This window comes from Kitasatospora sp. NPDC051984 (assembly GCF_044593455.1).
Taxonomy (GTDB): domain Bacteria; phylum Actinomycetota; class Actinomycetes; order Streptomycetales; family Streptomycetaceae; genus Kitasatospora.
In genome coordinates this window covers 14,194-29,698 of the sequence record NZ_JBIUCB010000027.1, presented here as the reverse complement: position 1 = coordinate 29,698, position 15,505 = coordinate 14,194, and the positions used below count along the sequence as shown (strand labels likewise).

Annotated in this window: 15 protein-coding genes and 1 pseudogene; 6 read left to right on the top strand and 10 right to left on the bottom strand. The window is 73.1% G+C overall.

Annotation, left to right across the window (positions count from 1 at the left end; genetic code table 11):
• The first annotated feature begins 66 nt into the window (after positions 1-66).
• Both ACIHEI_RS32445 and ACIHEI_RS32440 read left to right on the top strand, forming a co-directional pair.
• Positions 67-1,320 (top strand): cytochrome P450, encoded by a 1,254-nt coding sequence (locus ACIHEI_RS32445; RefSeq protein ID WP_396609207.1) that lies wholly within the window; start codon positions 67-69, stop codon positions 1,318-1,320.
• Between the two features lie 36 nt (positions 1,321-1,356).
• A complete protein-coding gene (locus ACIHEI_RS32440) occupies positions 1,357-2,133 on the top strand; it encodes an SGNH/GDSL hydrolase family protein (protein ID WP_392948369.1) in 777 nt (258 codons plus the stop codon).
• 7 nt (positions 2,134-2,140) lie between these two features.
• Here the strand turns inward: ACIHEI_RS32440 and ACIHEI_RS32435 are convergent.
• Together ACIHEI_RS32435 and ACIHEI_RS32430 are read right to left on the bottom strand one after the other, a co-directional pair.
• Positions 2,141-2,524: pseudogene (locus ACIHEI_RS32435) on the bottom strand (PPOX class F420-dependent oxidoreductase).
• A gap of 32 nt (positions 2,525-2,556) precedes the next feature.
• Entirely contained in the window at positions 2,557-3,834 is a 1,278-nt protein-coding gene (locus tag ACIHEI_RS32430; RefSeq protein ID WP_396609206.1) for a glycosyltransferase 87 family protein, read from the bottom strand.
• 238 nt (positions 3,835-4,072) lie between these two features.
• Here ACIHEI_RS32430 and ACIHEI_RS32425 point away from each other — a divergent pair, with 238 nt between their 5' ends.
• The 3 genes from ACIHEI_RS32425 to ACIHEI_RS32415 all read left to right on the top strand — a co-directional run bounded on the left by ACIHEI_RS32425 (position 4,073) and on the right by ACIHEI_RS32415 (position 7,121).
• Positions 4,073-6,391 (top strand): Tex family protein, encoded by a 2,319-nt coding sequence (locus ACIHEI_RS32425; protein WP_396609250.1) that lies wholly within the window; start codon positions 4,073-4,075, stop codon positions 6,389-6,391.
• A 134-nt stretch (positions 6,392-6,525) separates the two neighbouring features.
• Positions 6,526-6,813: a hypothetical protein gene (locus tag ACIHEI_RS32420; protein WP_396609205.1), complete on the top strand. Its 288-nt coding sequence runs from the start codon at positions 6,526-6,528 to the stop codon at positions 6,811-6,813.
• A gap of 2 nt (positions 6,814-6,815) precedes the next feature.
• Positions 6,816-7,121, top strand: coding sequence for a hypothetical protein (locus ACIHEI_RS32415; RefSeq protein WP_392948361.1), 306 nt, complete (start codon positions 6,816-6,818; stop codon positions 7,119-7,121).
• A gap of 1 nt (position 7,122) precedes the next feature.
• Here the strand turns inward: ACIHEI_RS32415 and ACIHEI_RS32410 are convergent, their stop codons facing one another.
• The 5 genes from ACIHEI_RS32410 to ACIHEI_RS32390 form a co-directional block, all read right to left on the bottom strand.
• On the bottom strand, positions 7,123-7,689 hold the full coding sequence (locus ACIHEI_RS32410) for an NUDIX domain-containing protein (protein ID WP_392948358.1): 567 nt from the start codon (positions 7,687-7,689) through the stop codon (positions 7,123-7,125).
• Between the two features lie 140 nt (positions 7,690-7,829).
• A complete protein-coding gene (locus tag ACIHEI_RS32405) occupies positions 7,830-8,420 on the bottom strand; it encodes a hypothetical protein (protein ID WP_396609204.1) in 591 nt (196 codons plus the stop codon).
• Positions 8,421-8,422: 2 nt separating this feature from the next.
• Positions 8,423-9,640, bottom strand: a complete 1,218-nt coding sequence (locus ACIHEI_RS32400; protein ID WP_396609203.1) for a hypothetical protein — start codon at positions 9,638-9,640, stop codon at positions 8,423-8,425.
• On the bottom strand, positions 9,640-10,371 hold the full coding sequence (locus ACIHEI_RS32395; protein WP_396609202.1) for an ATP-binding cassette domain-containing protein: 732 nt from the start codon (positions 10,369-10,371) through the stop codon (positions 9,640-9,642). Before ACIHEI_RS32395 ends, ACIHEI_RS32400 begins: the two co-directional genes overlap by 1 nt.
• A 306-nt stretch (positions 10,372-10,677) precedes the next feature.
• Entirely contained in the window at positions 10,678-11,343 is a 666-nt protein-coding gene (locus ACIHEI_RS32390) for an FMN-dependent NADH-azoreductase (RefSeq protein WP_396609201.1), read from the bottom strand.
• Positions 11,344-11,500: 157 nt separating this feature from the next.
• Here ACIHEI_RS32390 and ACIHEI_RS32385 point away from each other — a divergent pair, with 157 nt between their 5' ends.
• Positions 11,501-12,121, top strand: a complete 621-nt coding sequence (locus ACIHEI_RS32385; protein ID WP_387863716.1) for a TetR/AcrR family transcriptional regulator — start codon at positions 11,501-11,503, stop codon at positions 12,119-12,121.
• 139 nt (positions 12,122-12,260) lie between these two features.
• Here the strand turns inward: ACIHEI_RS32385 and ACIHEI_RS32380 are convergent, their stop codons facing one another.
• The 3 genes from ACIHEI_RS32380 to ACIHEI_RS32370 all read right to left on the bottom strand — a co-directional run bounded on the left by ACIHEI_RS32380 (position 12,261) and on the right by ACIHEI_RS32370 (position 15,454).
• Positions 12,261-12,869 carry a GNAT family N-acetyltransferase gene (locus ACIHEI_RS32380; protein ID WP_396609200.1) on the bottom strand — a complete coding sequence of 203 codons (609 nt, stop codon included), beginning with the start codon at positions 12,867-12,869 and terminating at the stop codon, positions 12,261-12,263.
• Between the two features lie 132 nt (positions 12,870-13,001).
• On the bottom strand, positions 13,002-13,682 hold the full coding sequence (locus ACIHEI_RS32375; protein ID WP_396609199.1) for a nitroreductase family protein: 681 nt from the start codon (positions 13,680-13,682) through the stop codon (positions 13,002-13,004).
• Positions 13,683-13,807: 125 nt separating this feature from the next.
• On the bottom strand, positions 13,808-15,454 hold the full coding sequence (locus tag ACIHEI_RS32370; protein ID WP_387863711.1) for an ABC-F family ATP-binding cassette domain-containing protein: 1,647 nt from the start codon (positions 15,452-15,454) through the stop codon (positions 13,808-13,810).
• Between the last annotated feature and the right edge of the window lie 51 nt (positions 15,455-15,505).

Sequence of the window (15,505 nt, the reverse complement as noted above, 5' to 3'; positions counted from 1 at the left end):
GGGGTCGGGCGGGGGCGCCACGATGTGAGGCATCGCAAGGGCGTTCGGTGATGAGGGGAGCACGCCGTGTCCGATCCTTCCGTTCCCAAGTGTCCGTTTCTCGACCCCACCGCGGCCTCGCCGCACGCGGAGGCCGCCGAACTGCGGGTGCAGGGCCCGGCGGTGCTGGTCGAGCTGCCGGGCCGGGTCCGCGCCTGGTCGGTGACCAGGCACAGCGTGATCCAGGCACTGACCACCGACCCGCGGGTGTCGCGGGACTTCCGCCGCCACTGGCCGGGGATGGCGGACGTACCGGACGGCTGGGTGCTGGGGTCGGTGGCGTTCCAGGACAGCCTGGTCAACCGGTACGGCGAGGAGCACCGCCGGGCCCGGGGCCGGATCGCCCCGAGCTTCATGCCGCGCCGGGTCAAACTGATGCGCCCCCAGGTGCAGGCGATGGCCGACCAGCTGGTGGCGGCACTCGGCGCGCTCGCGCCGGGTGAGTGCGCCGACCTGCGGTCCGCGCTGGCGAGGCCGCTGACCATGACGGTGATCTGCGACCTGTTCGGCGTGCCCGAGGAGCGGCGCGAGAGGCTGGGCGCGCTGATCGACCGGGCGCTGGACTCCTCCATGGCCGAGGACGCCGCGCTCGCCGTGCAGAACGAACTCTACGAGCGCCTCGGCGAGTTGGCCGCCCACAAGCGGGCCAACCCGGGCGCGGACCTGACCAGCGACCTGCTGCTCTCCGACCGGCCGGGCGAACAGCCGCTGGCGGAACACGAGTTGGTCGGCACGCTGTTCACGATGATCGCCGCCGGCTTCGAGACGGCCGTCAACCTGATCTCCAGCGCCGCGCTGGAACTGCTCACCCACCCCGAGCAACTGGCCCGGCTGCGGGCGGGCACGATCGACTGGACGGACGTGATCGAGGAGACGCTGCGGGTGGAAGGCCCCGTCATGTACGTCCCGCTGCGGTACGCGCTGGAGGACATCGACCTCGGCGAGGGCGTGCTGATCGCCAAGGGCGACCCGATCATGGTCGGCTTCGCCGCCGCGGGCCGCGACCCGCAGGAACACCCGGACCGCCCCGACGAGTTCGACCCCACCCGCACGGACAAGAGCCACCTGGCGTTCGGCCACGGCCCGCACTTCTGCGTCGGCGCACCGCTGGCCCGGCTGGAGGCGGAGGTGGCACTGAGCACCCTGTTCGAGCGACTGCCCGAGCTGGCCCTGGCCGAACCCGGGCAGCGGCCCGCCCGTCTCCCGTCGCTGGTCGTCAACGGCCCGGAGGCCGTGGAGGTGGTGCCCCGGCCCCGCAGCGCCCCGGTTACGCCTGGGTAGGGTGGGGCGGGCAGGAGCGAAAATCCAGGAGGCGGTGTGCGGCAGTACCGGGCGATGGTGGCGGTCGGGGACTCGTTCACCGAGGGGATGTGCGACGACGTCCTGCCGGACGGGGAGTTCCTGGGCTGGGCGGACCGGGTCGCGGGCGTGCTGGCGGCCGAGCAGGACGGCTTCCGGTACGCGAACCTCGCCGTGCGGGGCAAGCTGATCGGCCAGATCCGGGACGAGCAGGTGGGCCTGGCGGCCGCGACCGATGCCGACCTGGTGACGCTGGCGGGCGGGCTGAACGACGTACTGCGGCCCGGGTGCGACGTCGCCGAGGTGGAGCGGCGGCTCGGCGAGTGCACGGCCGAACTGGTCGCCGAGGGCCGCACCGTGGTGCTGTTCACCTCGACCGACCCGACCCGGCGGATGGCCGGCAGCGCGCGACTGCTGCCGGCGATCCTGCGGATGAAGGCGTTCGTCGAACGGACGGTTCGGGAGTACCCGGGCCGGGTGGTGCTGGTCGACCTGTTCTCGGCGCCCGCGTTCGACGACCGCCGGCTGTGGGCGGAGGACCGGCTGCACCTGTCGCCGGAGGGCCACCGCCGGGTCGCGCTGGCGGTGCTGGAGGCACTCGGCCGCCCGTCCGAGGAGGACTGGCGGGCGCCGCTCGCCGAGCCCGACACCCGCACCCGGGGCCAGAAGGTCCGCGAGGACGCCCGCTGGCTGCGCACCCACGTCGGCCCGTGGATCGGCCGGCGGCTGCGCGGCCGCTCCTCCGGCGACGGGCGGCCCGCCAAGCGCCCGGAGCTGCTGCCCTACCAGGCCTGAGGCGCCGTCAGGACAGCCGGATGGTGAGGCCGACGGTGCCGGTCCGGCCGCGGCGCAGCAGGCTGCCGAGGTGGGTGAGTCAGAAGAGCACGTGATACTTGCGGGCGAGCAGCTTCCGGTAGCGCTCGGTGGTGGCCGCGTCGGCGATCACCGCGGTGGCCGGCACGCTCTCGCCGCTGGGGTTGCCGCGCAGGTCGCACGCGCCGACCAGGACGTCGGCGCGCCGCCGGATCCGCTTGACCTTCCACGATTCGGCGGCGGTCCACACCCCGAGGGTGTCGCCGTCGCGCACCATCCACACCGCGGTCGGCACGGCGCTGCCGTCCTTGCGGTAACTGGTGACCAGCAGGTACTTCCCGGCGGCGAGCCGGTCCAATTCGGTGTCGGCCATGGCCGCGAGTGTACGGCCGGCGGCCGGTGCGGTCAGGAGGTGCGGACCGGATCGGCGTCCGGCCGGGGCCCGGCGGGCGCGTCCGCGGCGCGGCGGGCACGGGACGGGACGGTGGCCCGCCACAGCCGGCCGGCCGACCACAGACCCGCCGCCAGCAGCAGCCCGTTGCGGGCCACGATCACCACGGTGGGCCGCCAGCCGCCGGCCATCGCCGCCTCGAAGAACAGCGGGTAGTCGACGGTGGTCAGACCCACCACCGGGATCAGCAGCAGCGCCACCGGCCGCTGGCAGGTGCCCCGCACGGACAGGCAGACCGCGGCCAGCCCGACCAGCCAGATCAGGTACTGCGGGGAGATCACCCGGCTGGTCAGGGTGAACAGCAGCACCGCGCTGAGCGCCGCGTCGTACGGGGTGGCGGCCGTCCAGCGGCGGGCGCGCAGCCGCCACAGCAGCAGCCAGCCGAACGCGGCGGCGGTCAGCAGCAGGGACAGCTGGGACGCCCGGTGCACGTACGGGCCGAGGAACTCCATCGAGCCGTAGTGGTGCTCGACCCGGCCGGGCCAGCCGAACAGCCGGGCCACCTGGAAGGCCGTGCCGCCCAGCGACTCGATCTCCACGCCGCGGGCGCGCTGCGCGTGCAGGAAGTCGAAGGCGTGGTCGAACAGCGCGGCCAGCACCAGCAGCAGGGCGAGCGCGGCGACCACCATCGACGTCCACGCCTGCCGGGTGGTGCGGCCGCGCGGGGTGCCGAGCACCGTCAGCGCCGGCCACACCTTGACCATCGCGCCGATCCCGGCCAGCGCCCCGCCCAGCCGCGGCCGGGCCGGAAGCAGCAGCAGCGCGAGCACCGCCAGCGCCGTCACCGCCAGGTCGTAGCGGCCGTACGGCAGGCCGAGCAGCAGCGGCAGCGTCAGCGTCCACATCCACGCGCCCGACGTCGAACGGCCGGGCCGCCCCAGCGAGACCCGCAGCAGCGCCCACAGGGTCAGTACATCGGCGATCAGCATCAGCAGCCAGAACGCCTGGAGGTACGTCAGGAACGGCAGCAGGTCGGGCGCGAGCATCGACAGCGCCGCGCCCGGCGGGTACTGCCAGGTGACGTCGTTCACCGGGAAGGTGCCGGTGCGCAGCACCTGGGACCAGCCCTGGTACAGCCACTCCACCTCGACGGCGTTCTCGGTCCGGCCCGAGCGGATCACGCCGATCATCAGCATCCGGCTGGCGATCCAGTACACGGCCAGCGCGACGACCTCGCGCGGCCAGGTCGCGGGGCGGGTCCAGCGGATCGGCCGGGCGGGGACCTGCGCCACCGTGTCCTCCAGTGCGGTCGTACTGCGGTCGTACTACAGGGGCGAGCCTTCGTGCGAACTTTCTCATATCAGACAAATCGGGCACGCCTTGATGGGCGCCGGTGCGTGTCCGCCGACGTCCCCGGAACGCGCCACGCCCCCTGCCGCCACCCGGCCGACGGACATCCGTCGGCCGGACCTGCCAGAATGCACGGGCGAGAAAGCGAAACCACCAGAAAGGGTGACCGGCATCGTGACCATGCCCGTCGAACGCAAGATCGCCGAGGAACTGGGCGTCCGCGAGAACCAGGTGCAGGCCGCCGTCGGCCTGCTCGACGGCGGAGCGACCGTCCCCTTCATCGCGCGCTACCGCAAGGAAGCCACCGGCGCCCTCGACGACACCCAGCTGCGCACCCTCGAGGAGCGGCTGCGCTACCTGCGCGAACTGGAGGAGCGCCGGACCGCCGTCCTGGAGTCCATCGACTCCCAGGGCAAGCTCGACGACAAGCTGCGCGCCCAGATCCTCGCCGCCGACTCCAAGGCCCGCCTCGAGGACATCTACCTCCCGTACAAGCCCAAGCGGCGCACCAAGGCGCAGATCGCCCGCGAGGCCGGCCTCGAACCGCTCGCCGACACGCTGCTCGCCGACCCGACCCAGGACCCGGCCGCGCTCGCCGCCACGTTCCTGGGCGAGCAGGTCGCCGACGCCGCCGCCGCGCTGGACGGCGCCCGCGCGATCCTCGTCGAACGCTTCGGCGAGGACGCCGACCTGGTCGGCTCGCTGCGCACCCGGATGTGGACCCGCGGCCGGCTGGTCGCCAAGGTCCGCGACGGCAAGGAGCAGGACGGCGCCAAGTTCGCCGACTACTTCGACTTCGCCGAGCCGTACACCAAGCTGCCCTCGCACCGGATCCTCGCCATGCTGCGCGGCGAGAAAGAAGAGGTCCTCGACCTCGAACTCTCCCCGTACGACGGCGCCGAAGAGGCCGACCTCCCCGGCGCGAGCGACTACGAACAGCGGATCTCCGCCCGGTTCGGCATCGCCGACCGCGGCCGGCCTGCCGACAAGTGGCTCACCGACACCGTCCGCTGGGCCTGGCGCACCCGCATCCTGGTCCGCCTCGGCATCGACCAGCGCACCCGGCTGCGCGCCGAGGCCGAGGACGAGGCGGTGCGCGTCTTCGCCGCCAACCTGCGCGACCTGCTGCTCGCCGCCCCCGCCGGCACCCGCGCCACCATGGGCCTCGACCCCGGCTTCCGCACCGGCGTCAAGGTCGCCGTGGTCGACGCCACCGGCAAGGTCGTCGCGTACGAGACGATCTACCCGCACCAGCCCGCCAACAAGTGGGACGCGGCGCTGGGCGTGCTTGCCCGGCTCGCCGCGGCACACGACGTCGACCTGGTGGCGATCGGCAACGGCACCGCCTCCCGGGAGACCGACCGGCTCGCCGCCGACCTGATCAAGCGCCACCCCGAGCTCGGGCTCACCAAGGTGATGGTCAGCGAGGCCGGCGCGTCCGTGTACTCCGCCTCCGCGTTCGCCGCCCAGGAACTGCCCGAGCTGGACGTCTCCATCCGCGGCGCCGTCTCCATCGCCCGCCGCCTGCAGGACCCGCTGGCCGAGCTCGTCAAGATCGACCCCAAGTCGATCGGCGTCGGCCAGTACCAGCACGACCTGAGCGAACTCAAGCTCTCCCGCTCGCTGGACGCCGTCGTCGAGGACTGCGTCAACGCCGTCGGCGTCGACGTCAACACCGCCTCCGCGCCGCTGCTCACCCGGGTCTCCGGCATCACCGGCACCCTGGCCGACAACATCGTCGCCCACCGCGACGCGAACGGGCCGTTCCGGACCCGGCGCGCGCTCAAGGACGTCGCACGGCTCGGCCCGAAGGCGTTCGAACAGTGCGCGGGCTTCCTGCGCATCCCCGACGGCGACGACCCGCTCGACGCGTCCGCGGTGCACCCCGAGGCCTACCCCGTGGTGCGACGGATCCTCGCCGCGACCGGCGGCGAACTGGGCGCCCTGATCGGCAACGGCGCCGTGCTGCGTTCGCTGCGGCCCGGCGACTTCGCCGACGACAAGTTCGGCGTGCCGACCGTCACCGACATCCTCGGCGAACTCGACAAGCCCGGGCGCGACCCGCGGCCCGCGTTCCAGACCGCCAGCTTCAAGGACGGCGTCGAGAAGATCTCCGACCTGGAGATCGGCATGATCCTGGAGGGCGTCGTCACCAACGTCGCCGCGTTCGGCGCCTTCGTCGACATCGGCGTCCACCAGGACGGCCTGGTGCACGTCTCCGCGCTCTCCAAGAACTTCGTCAAGGACCCGCGCGAGGTGGTCAAGCCCGGCGACATCGTCCGCGCCAAGGTCACCGCCGTCGACGTCCAGCGCAAGCGCATCGGCCTCACCCTGCGCCTCGACGACGAGACCCGTCCTGCCGCCGCCCCCCGCGAGAGCGCACCCCGCCGCGACTCCCGCCCCCCGCGCCAGGACCGCCGCCAGAACGACCGCACCCCGCCGCCGCCCGCCAACTCGGCGATGGCCGACGCCCTCCGCCGCGCGGGCCTGGGCAAGTAGCAGGCCTCCGCACGACGGCCGGTCCCATGGCAGGGATCCGGCCGTCTTGTGCTGCCCGCAGCGTAAGATTCCCCATACAAGTGGGTGTGCAAGTTGGACAAACAGCGACCTGCGGTCCGGCTGAGGAGGCAACGGTGAGCGCTCAACCGCACGACTACACCGGTGCGAGCCCCGGGATCCCCCGCACGCCGGACGGCATCGCGGCCGCGCTCTCGCCGAGCAGGCGCATGCAGTTCCGCGTCGAGCTCGGCCGGACCGCTACCGGTGAGGCGTTCGAACGCCTGCTGGAGGTCTGGTGGTGTCGAGCCACCCTGGACCGGCGTGGTGGGCGTGAGGCCCGAACCGCCGCCGCCCGCGCGGGTACACTCCCGCTGGGCTCCTGGGATTCGCTCCGGAGCCGGAGGGCGAACCGGGAGGGGTAGGGGTGGACGAGGAGTTCGACGCCGCCGACCTGTGGCCCGTCGAGCCCTCGTTGGAGGTCGAAGAGCTGCTGGTTGCCGCGCCGGACTCGCTGTACCACGCCCTGCTGGCCGTGCAGTTGCGTCTCATGCGAGATCCGTGGGACGGGGCCAGTGTGCCGATCGGCGACGATCCCTGCACTCGTGACATTCCGCTCGACGGTCACGCCGCCCTCGTCGAGTACGAGATCGTCACCGGCCCCCATCGCCATGTGGTGCTCACCGCCGTTCAGTGGTGGCACACGGACTTCCAGGACGGAAGTCCGTTCTGACTCACCCGCCGGTGCGGGATTCCGTTGCCAGGGCCACGAGTTCGGGCCACCAGGGTTCGCGGTGGTGGGCGAGGAGGTGTTGGGCCTCTTCGGGGGTGGTGAGGCGGACTTCGAGGACCTGTTCGCCGTCGGCGGGGTTGGTGGGGGCGGAGTCGACCTGGACTTCGGCCCAGCCCCAGAGCCAGGCCTTGACGGGGTGGGGTTGCCAGGGGCGGTAGGGGGTGGGGCCCTCGGAGACGGCGAGGTGGTGGCCGATCCAGGTCGGGGGGCCGGTGAGGCGGGCGCCGGCCTCTTCGCGGAGTTCGCGGGCCAGGCAGGACTCGATGCTCTCGGCGGCCTCGCGGGTGCCGCCGGGGAGGAACCAGTGGCCGCGGACGTCGCGGCAGAGGACCACGCGGCCCTCGGTGAAACCCACCAGGTGGATGTTGGTGACCAGTTCGTCCGGGGGCAGTTCCGTCGTGAACTGCACGTCCATGCCGCCCCACTCCCAGCGCTGCGGCGCGTGGAGGGCCGGGAACCTGGCCGCGACGGCGGCTCTGTCGTCTGTTCTGGGCGTTGTGTCCGTCATCGATCGATCGTAGTCCTGAGTGGGCGGAACCGGACCCGGACGGTCAACAAATCGGACGGAACGTCACCCTCCAGTGTCCTTACGTCAATTCACCGCACCGGGGCGTCACCCGACGGTGGCCTCCCGGTCGTTCCGGCGGGTCAGTTCGCGGCAAGATCCGCTCGCCGCGACCACTCCAGCGGGCCGTGCCACAGCAGCAGCAGGCCGGAAGAGAGCAGGACCAGCACTTCGAGGGCGGCAGGCACCGAGCCGGCGGGCAGGAACGGCCAGGCCCAGACGCGGGGGACGCCGGCCCGGATCCCCAACGAGGCGCAGACGAACGGGAACACGGACACCACCAGGCCCGCCGTGAGCACCCCCGCGCACCAGCGGACGATCAGCGCCAGGCCCAGGTAGCCGGCGAAGTCCCGGGCCACCATCACCCCCGTCGCGGAGTGGAGCCCGGCGGCGCCGGCCACCGCCGTCGCCGTGAGCGCCGCGGCCACGTCCAGCAGCGGGACGCGGCGCACCGCCGTCCGTTCGGCGGCCGCGTCGGCCCGGCCGTGGCCGTACAGGAAGAGGCAGACCGGGACCAGCGGGAACAGGAAGGCCATCGGCAGTGGGAAGGAGATCCCGCCCACCACGATCGGGACGGGCACCACGAGCGACCGGGCCTGCGAGCCGAGCAGTACCGCCAGCGCGGTGCCGGCCAGTACCGCCGGGAGGGCGCGGACGCGCAGCCACCAGAGCACGGCTAACCCCGTCCCGGTGGGTCGGCGAGGTAGTGGGCCGGGTCCAGGTCCGGCGTCCGGTCGCAGGACGTCAGGGTCTCCGCATTGCGCTGGAACCAGGCGAGTTGGGCGTCGGCCGGGGACGCGAGGAGTTGGCGGACCAGCGGGGCCTCGTCCTGGCGGAGCCTGCCGCCCGCGCTGGCCGTCAGCCAGGCGTCGACCGGTCCGACGGCTCGGGAGCCCGGCCAACTGCCGGTGCAGTCCGGCACGGTGTGGGTGACGGCGGAGTGGGCGACCGCGTTGATCACCTCGTCCCGCGAGGGGGTCGCGGAGAGCAGGGTCAGCCGGCCGGAGTCCTGCACGCCCGCGGCGGCGAGGTGCGCGTGCGCCTGGTCCGCCCAGGTGCGGATGTCGGCCTCGGACTTGCGTTGCTCCGGCCACAGGCACAGTTGCGGACGTCCGGAGTCGCAGCGCAGCAGGCTCTCGTCCCGGGCCACCGACGCCCGGGTCCCGAGCGGCATCGCGACCAGCGACCCGGCGGCCAGCGCGGCCGCGACCGCGAGGGCCGAGACCGCCCGCAGCGGCCGGGCCGCACCGGCGAGCCGGAGCAGGGCACCGGCGATCAGGCCGACGGCGACCAGGCAGGTCGCGGCGAGCGCCCGGTACGGCACCTGCTGGTCGAGCGCGCAGCACTCGGCGAGGTTGTGACCGTTCAACTGCCGTACCCAGGGCGTGTTCAGCGAGGCCGGGTAGGCCATCCACACGAAGCTCGTCACGGTGACCAGCGGCACCGCGAGCAGCGTCGGCAGTGCGTGGCCGGCGGCGTACCCGAGGGCGGTGTGGGCCGCCACGACGAGCAGTTCGGTGCCCAGGACCGACAGCGTCGGACCGCCCGGCGACCCGGCGGCCTCCGGTGCCAGCAGCGCGAGCGGCAGCAGCACGGCGATCAGGCCCATCGCAAGGACCGGCAGCATCCGCCGGCCGGCGATCGCCGCCGCCGACCTGACGGGCGCTCCGTCCAGCACCCGGGAGGCCTTCACCCGGGCGCCCTCCCAGGCGGCGCACGCGGCGCAGGCCGGGGCGGTGAAGCCCAGCAGGAACGAGCTCTGGGCCGTGACCGACTCCCAATAGCCCTGCACCACCCAGGCGTTGAGGTTGCCGACGTACGCCACCACCCAGATCAGCAGCGCCGGCGCGACCCGGAGCGCGATCGAGGTGCGCAGGAGAGTGGACCAGCGCATCAGGCCTCCTCGACGACGAGTCGGGCGTACGCGGCCTCGGCCCGGCGCTCCTCGGGCACCGCGGCCGGCGCCCGGTCGAGGAACTCGCCGATGGAGCCCTGGTACCGGACCTGCCCCTGGTCGAGGACGACCACGCTGCGGTAACTCGCGGCCAGGTCCTCGGTCTGGTGGGTCGACACGATGAAGCTGACGGTGTCCTGGAGTTCGGCGAGCAGTCTGCGGAAGGCCGCGCGCTGCGCCGGGTCGAGACCGGCGGTGGGCTCGTCGAGCAGCACCACCTCCGCGTCGTGCACCAGCGCCTGGGCGATGCCGAGGCGGCGGAGCTGGCCGCCGGAGAGTTCGGTGCCGCGGCGGTCGGCGAGCTGGGTCAGCCGGACCTTGGCGAGGGCGGCGGCCGAGGCGTCCCAGGCGGCGGCGCGGCTCATGCCCTTGAGCCAGCCGCCGTACGCGACCTGCTCGCGGACCTTGAGCCCGGCCACCGGGCGGACCTGCTGCGGGAGCCAGCCGACCTTGCGCCGGTACGCCCGGACGGAGGTGGTGCTGTCACCGAGCCGGACTTCACCGGCCTTCGGTTTCAGCGCCGTGGCGGCGATTCCCAGCAGCGTCGACTTCCCGGCGCCGTTGGGCCCGAGCAGCACCGTCGCCCCGGGTTCGAAGGAGATGCTCAACCGCTCGATGACCGGCAGGCCGCGGCGATAACCGAAGGTGCAGTTCGACAGTTTGATCGGCACGGCACTCCCTCACTCCGATGCGGTGGCCGGCTCGTCGGCTGTCGCGCGGACTTCGGGGTGGGCTCGCGGTGCGGCCGGGGGGCTGGCCGGCGGCGGCGCGGCGTCGAGCGGAGGCATGCGGGTCATTCTTCCCGGTGTCGCCGACCGGGCCGACTGCTTTTCCGGTTTTCCGGGGCGGGACTTGGGCTCGGGTCGGCTCCGACGGCTGGGGTGAGGCTGCCTGTTCCCGGTGGCAGAGCGGAGCGGAGAACGCGGCCGGCGCCGAGAGGGAGAAGTCCCTTCCGGCGCCCGGGCGTTGGTGGTGCGTCAGGCGGCAGTGACCAGGCGGTTTTCGGCGTTCTGGGCGGTGACCAGCTGCTTGCCGGCGTCGCGGGCGGCGTCCAGGGCCTGGGTGTGGTACTCGGCGGCCAGGCCGCGGAGGCTTTCCATGGCGGGGTTGACGGCGGCCATGGTGAGTTCGCGGCGGACCACGGTGAGGTCGGCGCCCCAGACGTCGCGCAGGATGCGCTCCAGGTAGGGGGTGGAGTGGTCCCAGCCCTCGCGGGGGGTGCCGGGGGCGAAGCCGCCGCCGGCGGAGGTGACGAGCAGGACGGGCTTGTCCTTGAGCAGCTGGGCGGTCGGGCCGGCGCCGGCGATCACCACGTCGAGCCAGGTCTTGAAGTGCTGCGAGACGCCCCAGTTGTACAGCGGGACGGCGATGATCGCGGCGTCCGCGGCGCGCAGTTCGTCGGCGAGCTGGTTGCCGAGCTCGGCGGCGGCGCGCTGCTCGTCGGTGTGCTGTTCGGCGGGGGTGAAGGCGGCGATGGCGGCGTGGGTCCAGGCGTCGGCAGGCAGCGGGTCGGTGCCCAGGTGCCGGTGGGTGACGGTGCTCTCCGGGTGGGCGGCGGTCCACTCGGCGTGGGCGGTGTCGGCCAGTTCGGAGCTGCTCGAGGTGGCGGGCATGATGCTGGCGTCCAGGCGGAACAGGTGCATGACAGTTCTCCTCGGATTCCGGCCCGCCGGGGAGGCGGCCGTGGGCAGGCAGGGCAGGGGGCGGCGCCCTGGGGTGGCGCTCCCGTCGAACCGGACTTTACCCCGCTTCGATGAAACGGACTTTACCCCGTTTCGCTCGGAAGGTAAATTGGCAGCCATGGACGTCCCCTTCGGCAAACCCCCCGTCGAGCGCGCGGACGCGGCCCGCAACCGCGAGGCGCTGCTGTGCACGGCCCGCGAGATGATCGCCGAGCTCGGCACCGAGAAGGTCACCATGGACGGGCTCGCCGAACGGGCGGGCCTGGGCAAGGGCACCGTGTTCCGCCGCTTCGGCACCCGGGCCGGCATCTTCCGCGCCCTGCTGGACGCCGAGGAACGGTGCTTCCAGAACGAGGTGCTGACCGGCGCGCCGCCGCTCGGCCCCGGCGCCGACCCGATCGACCGGCTGATCGCCTACGGCCGCGAGCGGACGGTGTTCCTGCTGGCGCGGCACGACATCGCGCGCGCCGCGATCGAACGCAAGGGCGCCGTTCCGGCCGGCGGGCCGGTGTTCACCCAGCCGCACATCCGGATGCTGATCGGGCAGGCGGGGCTCGGCCTGTCCGACCTGGACACCCTCGCCTTCCAGCTCACCAGCGCCCTCGAAGGCCCACCGCTGCTGTTCCTGGCGATGGACCCGGCCGATGCCGAGCAGCGCGCCGAGAGCTGCCAGGGCGACCTCCCCACGCTGCTCGCCGACGGCTGGCAGGCGTTGATCGAACGGCTCGCCCGGCGCTGAGACGTCACGGTCGCCGGGGAACTTTTCTTCGGCGGTCGGAGGGCGCGTTGGAAGCGCGTCGGAAACGCGAACTTCGGCGGCCGGAAAACGCGAACGGGGACGGCCGCCGTCCGTCCCCGTCAGTACTGCCGAGCGAGCGTCAGGAGCCCGTCACCCAGATCATCTTGCGGCCGGTCTCCGCCGGGGCGGTCGGCGCCGCCGAGTCGATCCGGTCCAGCGTGTAGCCGAGCTTGCGCGGCACGGCGGCGCTCGCGGTGTTCGACTCGTCGCAGTGGATCTCCGCCCGGGTGATGCCCGGCAGGGCGAGCGCGGCTTCGGTGAGCGCGCGGGCAGCGGCGGTGGCCAGGCCGCGGCCGGTGTGCTCGCGGTGCACCCAGTAGCCGATCTCCAGCGCGCCCGGGCCGAGCCGGCCGTGCAGGCCGAAGCCGCCGATCACGAGGGCCGGTTCGGCGTCCAGGCCGAGCAGGTACATGAAGTCGGTGCCCTCGTCCCAGACCTGCTCGCCGCGCACCGAGAGCTGCTCGCTCTCGGGCAGCGTCGGCGCGTTGGCGGCCCACGGCATGTAGGGGCGCAGGTGGTCGAGGTTGGCCAGCACCGCGGCGTTCAGCGCGGCGGCATCGGCCAGCCGGCGGCGGCGCAGGTGGGCGCCGCCGCCGATCGGCAGCAGCTCGGGCGGGCGGCCCGCGGTCAGCGGGTGCGCGGTGTGCTCGGAGGCACCGGTGTCAGGAGCGTCGGTGGAATGACTCATGATCGCGAGTATGGGTCATCCGCAACCGCTCCGACCAGCGATATTCCGTACCAACACGGCTTGTTCACCGCCCGGGCCGGGGCGGGGTCGCGCACGCCCGGAGCGCCGACCTCGCCCGCACGCCGCCCGCCGTCAGAGCCGGACCAGCACCTCGTCCAGCGGCTTGCGCTCCAGGTCCGGCACCCGGGCGTCGTCCGCCGGGTAGCCGACCGGGATCACGTACGCGGCGCGCTCCTCCTGCGGACGGTCGCAGATCTCGTTCAGGAAGCGCATCGGGCTCGGCGTGTGCGTCAGCGTCGCCAGGCCCGCCTGGTGCAGCGAGGCCAGCAGTAGGCCGACGGCGATGCCCACGCTCTCCTTCGTGTAGTACGGGCGCGGCGAGTTGGGGCCCTTGTGCACCTCGAACACCACGATCACCGCGGGTGCGTCCTCCAGGAACGGCTTGCGCCAGTCGGTGCCGATCGGGGCCAGCGCCGTCAGCCACTCCTCGGACGCCCGGTGCGCGTAGAACTCCCGCTCCTCCGCCTCGGCAGCCTCCCGCAGCCGCTGCTTGCACTCCGGATCGGTCACCACCACGAACCGCCATGGCTGCACGTGCGCGCCGCTGGGCGCCGTCGCCGCCGTACGGATCGCCCACTCCAGCACGCCCTCGGGCAGCGGGCGGGTCGAATAGTCGCGGACGGTGCGGCGCTGCGCCATCACCTCGTGGAAGTCCCGGCAGCGGTCCGCCGCTTGCTCGGCAGGCACACTCATCGGACGCAGGGGCACCGTCGGAAAGGACGGCGCTTCGGTGGTGGATGCACTGTCAACCATGGGCGACAGCACAGCACATGACAGGTACCCAGCGGAAGGCTCGGCCTTGCCATTACTTGCCAGGCCGTGCCAGAACTGTCGGTCAGGCCGTGCCGGGCTGTGCCAGGGCTGCCACGACCTGTCGGTCAGGCCTCGGTGACCCGGCCGTCCGCGACCACCAGCCGCCGGTTCACCTTCACCGTGTCCAGCATCCGGCGGTCGTGGGTGACCAGCAGCAGCGTGCCGGTGTAGGAGGCCAGCGCCGACTCCAACTGCTCGATGGCGGGCAGGTCCAGGTGGTTCGTCGGCTCGTCCAGCACCAGCAGGTTCACCCCGCGGGCCTGCAACAGCGCCAGCGCCGCCCTGGTCCGCTCGCCCGGCGACAGCGTCGCGGCCGGGCGCATCACGTGCACCGCCTTCAGGCCGAACTTGGCCAGCAGGGTGCGGACGTCCTCCGGGTTCAGGTCCGGCACGGCGGCGGAGAACGCCTCCAGCAGCGGACGCCCGGCGTCGCCGCCGAACAGGTGGCCGCGGGCCTGCTCGACCTCGCCGATCTGCACGCCCGAACCGAGCGCCGCACTGCCCGAGTCCAGCTCCAGCCGGCCCAGCAGCGCCGCCAGCAGCGTCGACTTGCCCGCGCCGTTCGCGCCGGTGATCGCCACCCGGTCCGCCCAGTCGATCTGCAGATCCACCGGGCCGAACACGAAATCGCCGCGCTTGACCGACGCCTGCCGGAGCGTCGCCACCACCGAACCGGAACGCGGCGCGGCGGCGATCTCCATCCGCAGCTCCCACTCCTTGCGGGGCTCCTCCACCACGTCCAGCCGCTCGATCATCCGCTGCGTCTGGCGGGCCTTCGCGGCCTGCTTCTCGCTGGACTCGGCGCGCTGCGCACGGGCCTTCTTGTCGTTGTCGCCGCCCTTGCGCCGGGCGTTGCGGACGCCGTTGTCCATCCAGTTGCGCTGCATCTGCGCGCGCGCCTCCAGACCGGCCTTGGTGTCCGCGTACTCCTCGTACTGCTCGCGGGCGTGCCGGCGGGAGATCGCCCGCTCCTCCAGGTACGACTCGTAGCCGCCGCCGTACAGGTTCACCTGGTGCTGGTGCAGATCCAGCTCGAGCACCCGGGTCACGGTGCGGGCCAGGAACTCGCGGTCGTGGCTGATCAGCACGGTGCCCGCGCGCAGGCCCTTGACGAACGACTCCAGGCGCTCCAGGCCGTCCAGGTCCAGGTCGTTGGTGGGCTCGTCCAGCAGGAACACGTCGTAGCGGGACAGCAGCAACGAGGCCAGACCCGCGCGGGCCGCCTGGCCACCGGACAGCGCCGTCATCGGCAGGTCCAGCGAAACCTTCAGCCCCAGCTGGTCGGCGACCTCCTCGGCGCGCTCGTCCAGGTCCGCGCCGCCCAGGTCGAGCCAGCGGTCCAGGCTCACCGCGTACGCGTCGTCCGCGCCCGGACGGCCCTCCACCAGACCCTCGGTCGCCTCGTCCAGCGCGGCCTGCGCCGCCGCGACGCCCGTCCGGCGGGCCAGGAAGTCGCGCACCGACTCGCCCTCCCGCCGCTCCGGCTCCTGCGGCAGGTGCCCGACATTCGCCGTCGGCGGGCTCAGCTTCAGGCTGCCGCCCTCCGGCGCGTCCAGCCCGGCCAGCAGCCGCAACAGCGTGGACTTGCCCGCGCCGTTCACCCCGACGAGCCCGATCACGTCCCCGGGGGCGACGACCAGGTCCAGCCCGGCAAACAGCGTGCGCTCACCGTGGCCGGCGGCGAGGTCCTTGACGACGAGAGTGGCAGTCATGATGAGTCGATTTTAGACGGAGAGCGAAGCGCTCCCGGCCGGGCCGGATGT

Bases quoted from the DNA above. Each gene is read 5' to 3' on its own strand.
- ACIHEI_RS32425 (WP_396609250.1), top strand. From the start codon at position 4,073: ATGCCCGTCGAACGCAAGATCGCCGAGGAACTGGGCGTCCGCGAGAAC.
- ACIHEI_RS32410 (WP_392948358.1), bottom strand. From the start codon at position 7,689: ATGACGGACACAACGCCCAGAACAGACGACAGAGCCGCCGTCGCGGCC.
- ACIHEI_RS32400 (WP_396609203.1), bottom strand. From the start codon at position 9,640: ATGCGCTGGTCCACTCTCCTGCGCACCTCGATCGCGCTCCGGGTCGCG.
- ACIHEI_RS32390 (WP_396609201.1), bottom strand. From the start codon at position 11,343: ATGCACCTGTTCCGCCTGGACGCCAGCATCATGCCCGCCACCTCGAGC.
- ACIHEI_RS32385 (WP_387863716.1), top strand. From the start codon at position 11,501: ATGGACGTCCCCTTCGGCAAACCCCCCGTCGAGCGCGCGGACGCGGCC.
- ACIHEI_RS32380 (WP_396609200.1), bottom strand. From the start codon at position 12,869: ATGAGTCATTCCACCGACGCTCCTGACACCGGTGCCTCCGAGCACACC.
- ACIHEI_RS32375 (WP_396609199.1), bottom strand. From the start codon at position 13,682: ATGGTTGACAGTGCATCCACCACCGAAGCGCCGTCCTTTCCGACGGTG.
- ACIHEI_RS32370 (WP_387863711.1), bottom strand. From the start codon at position 15,454: ATGACTGCCACTCTCGTCGTCAAGGACCTCGCCGCCGGCCACGGTGAG.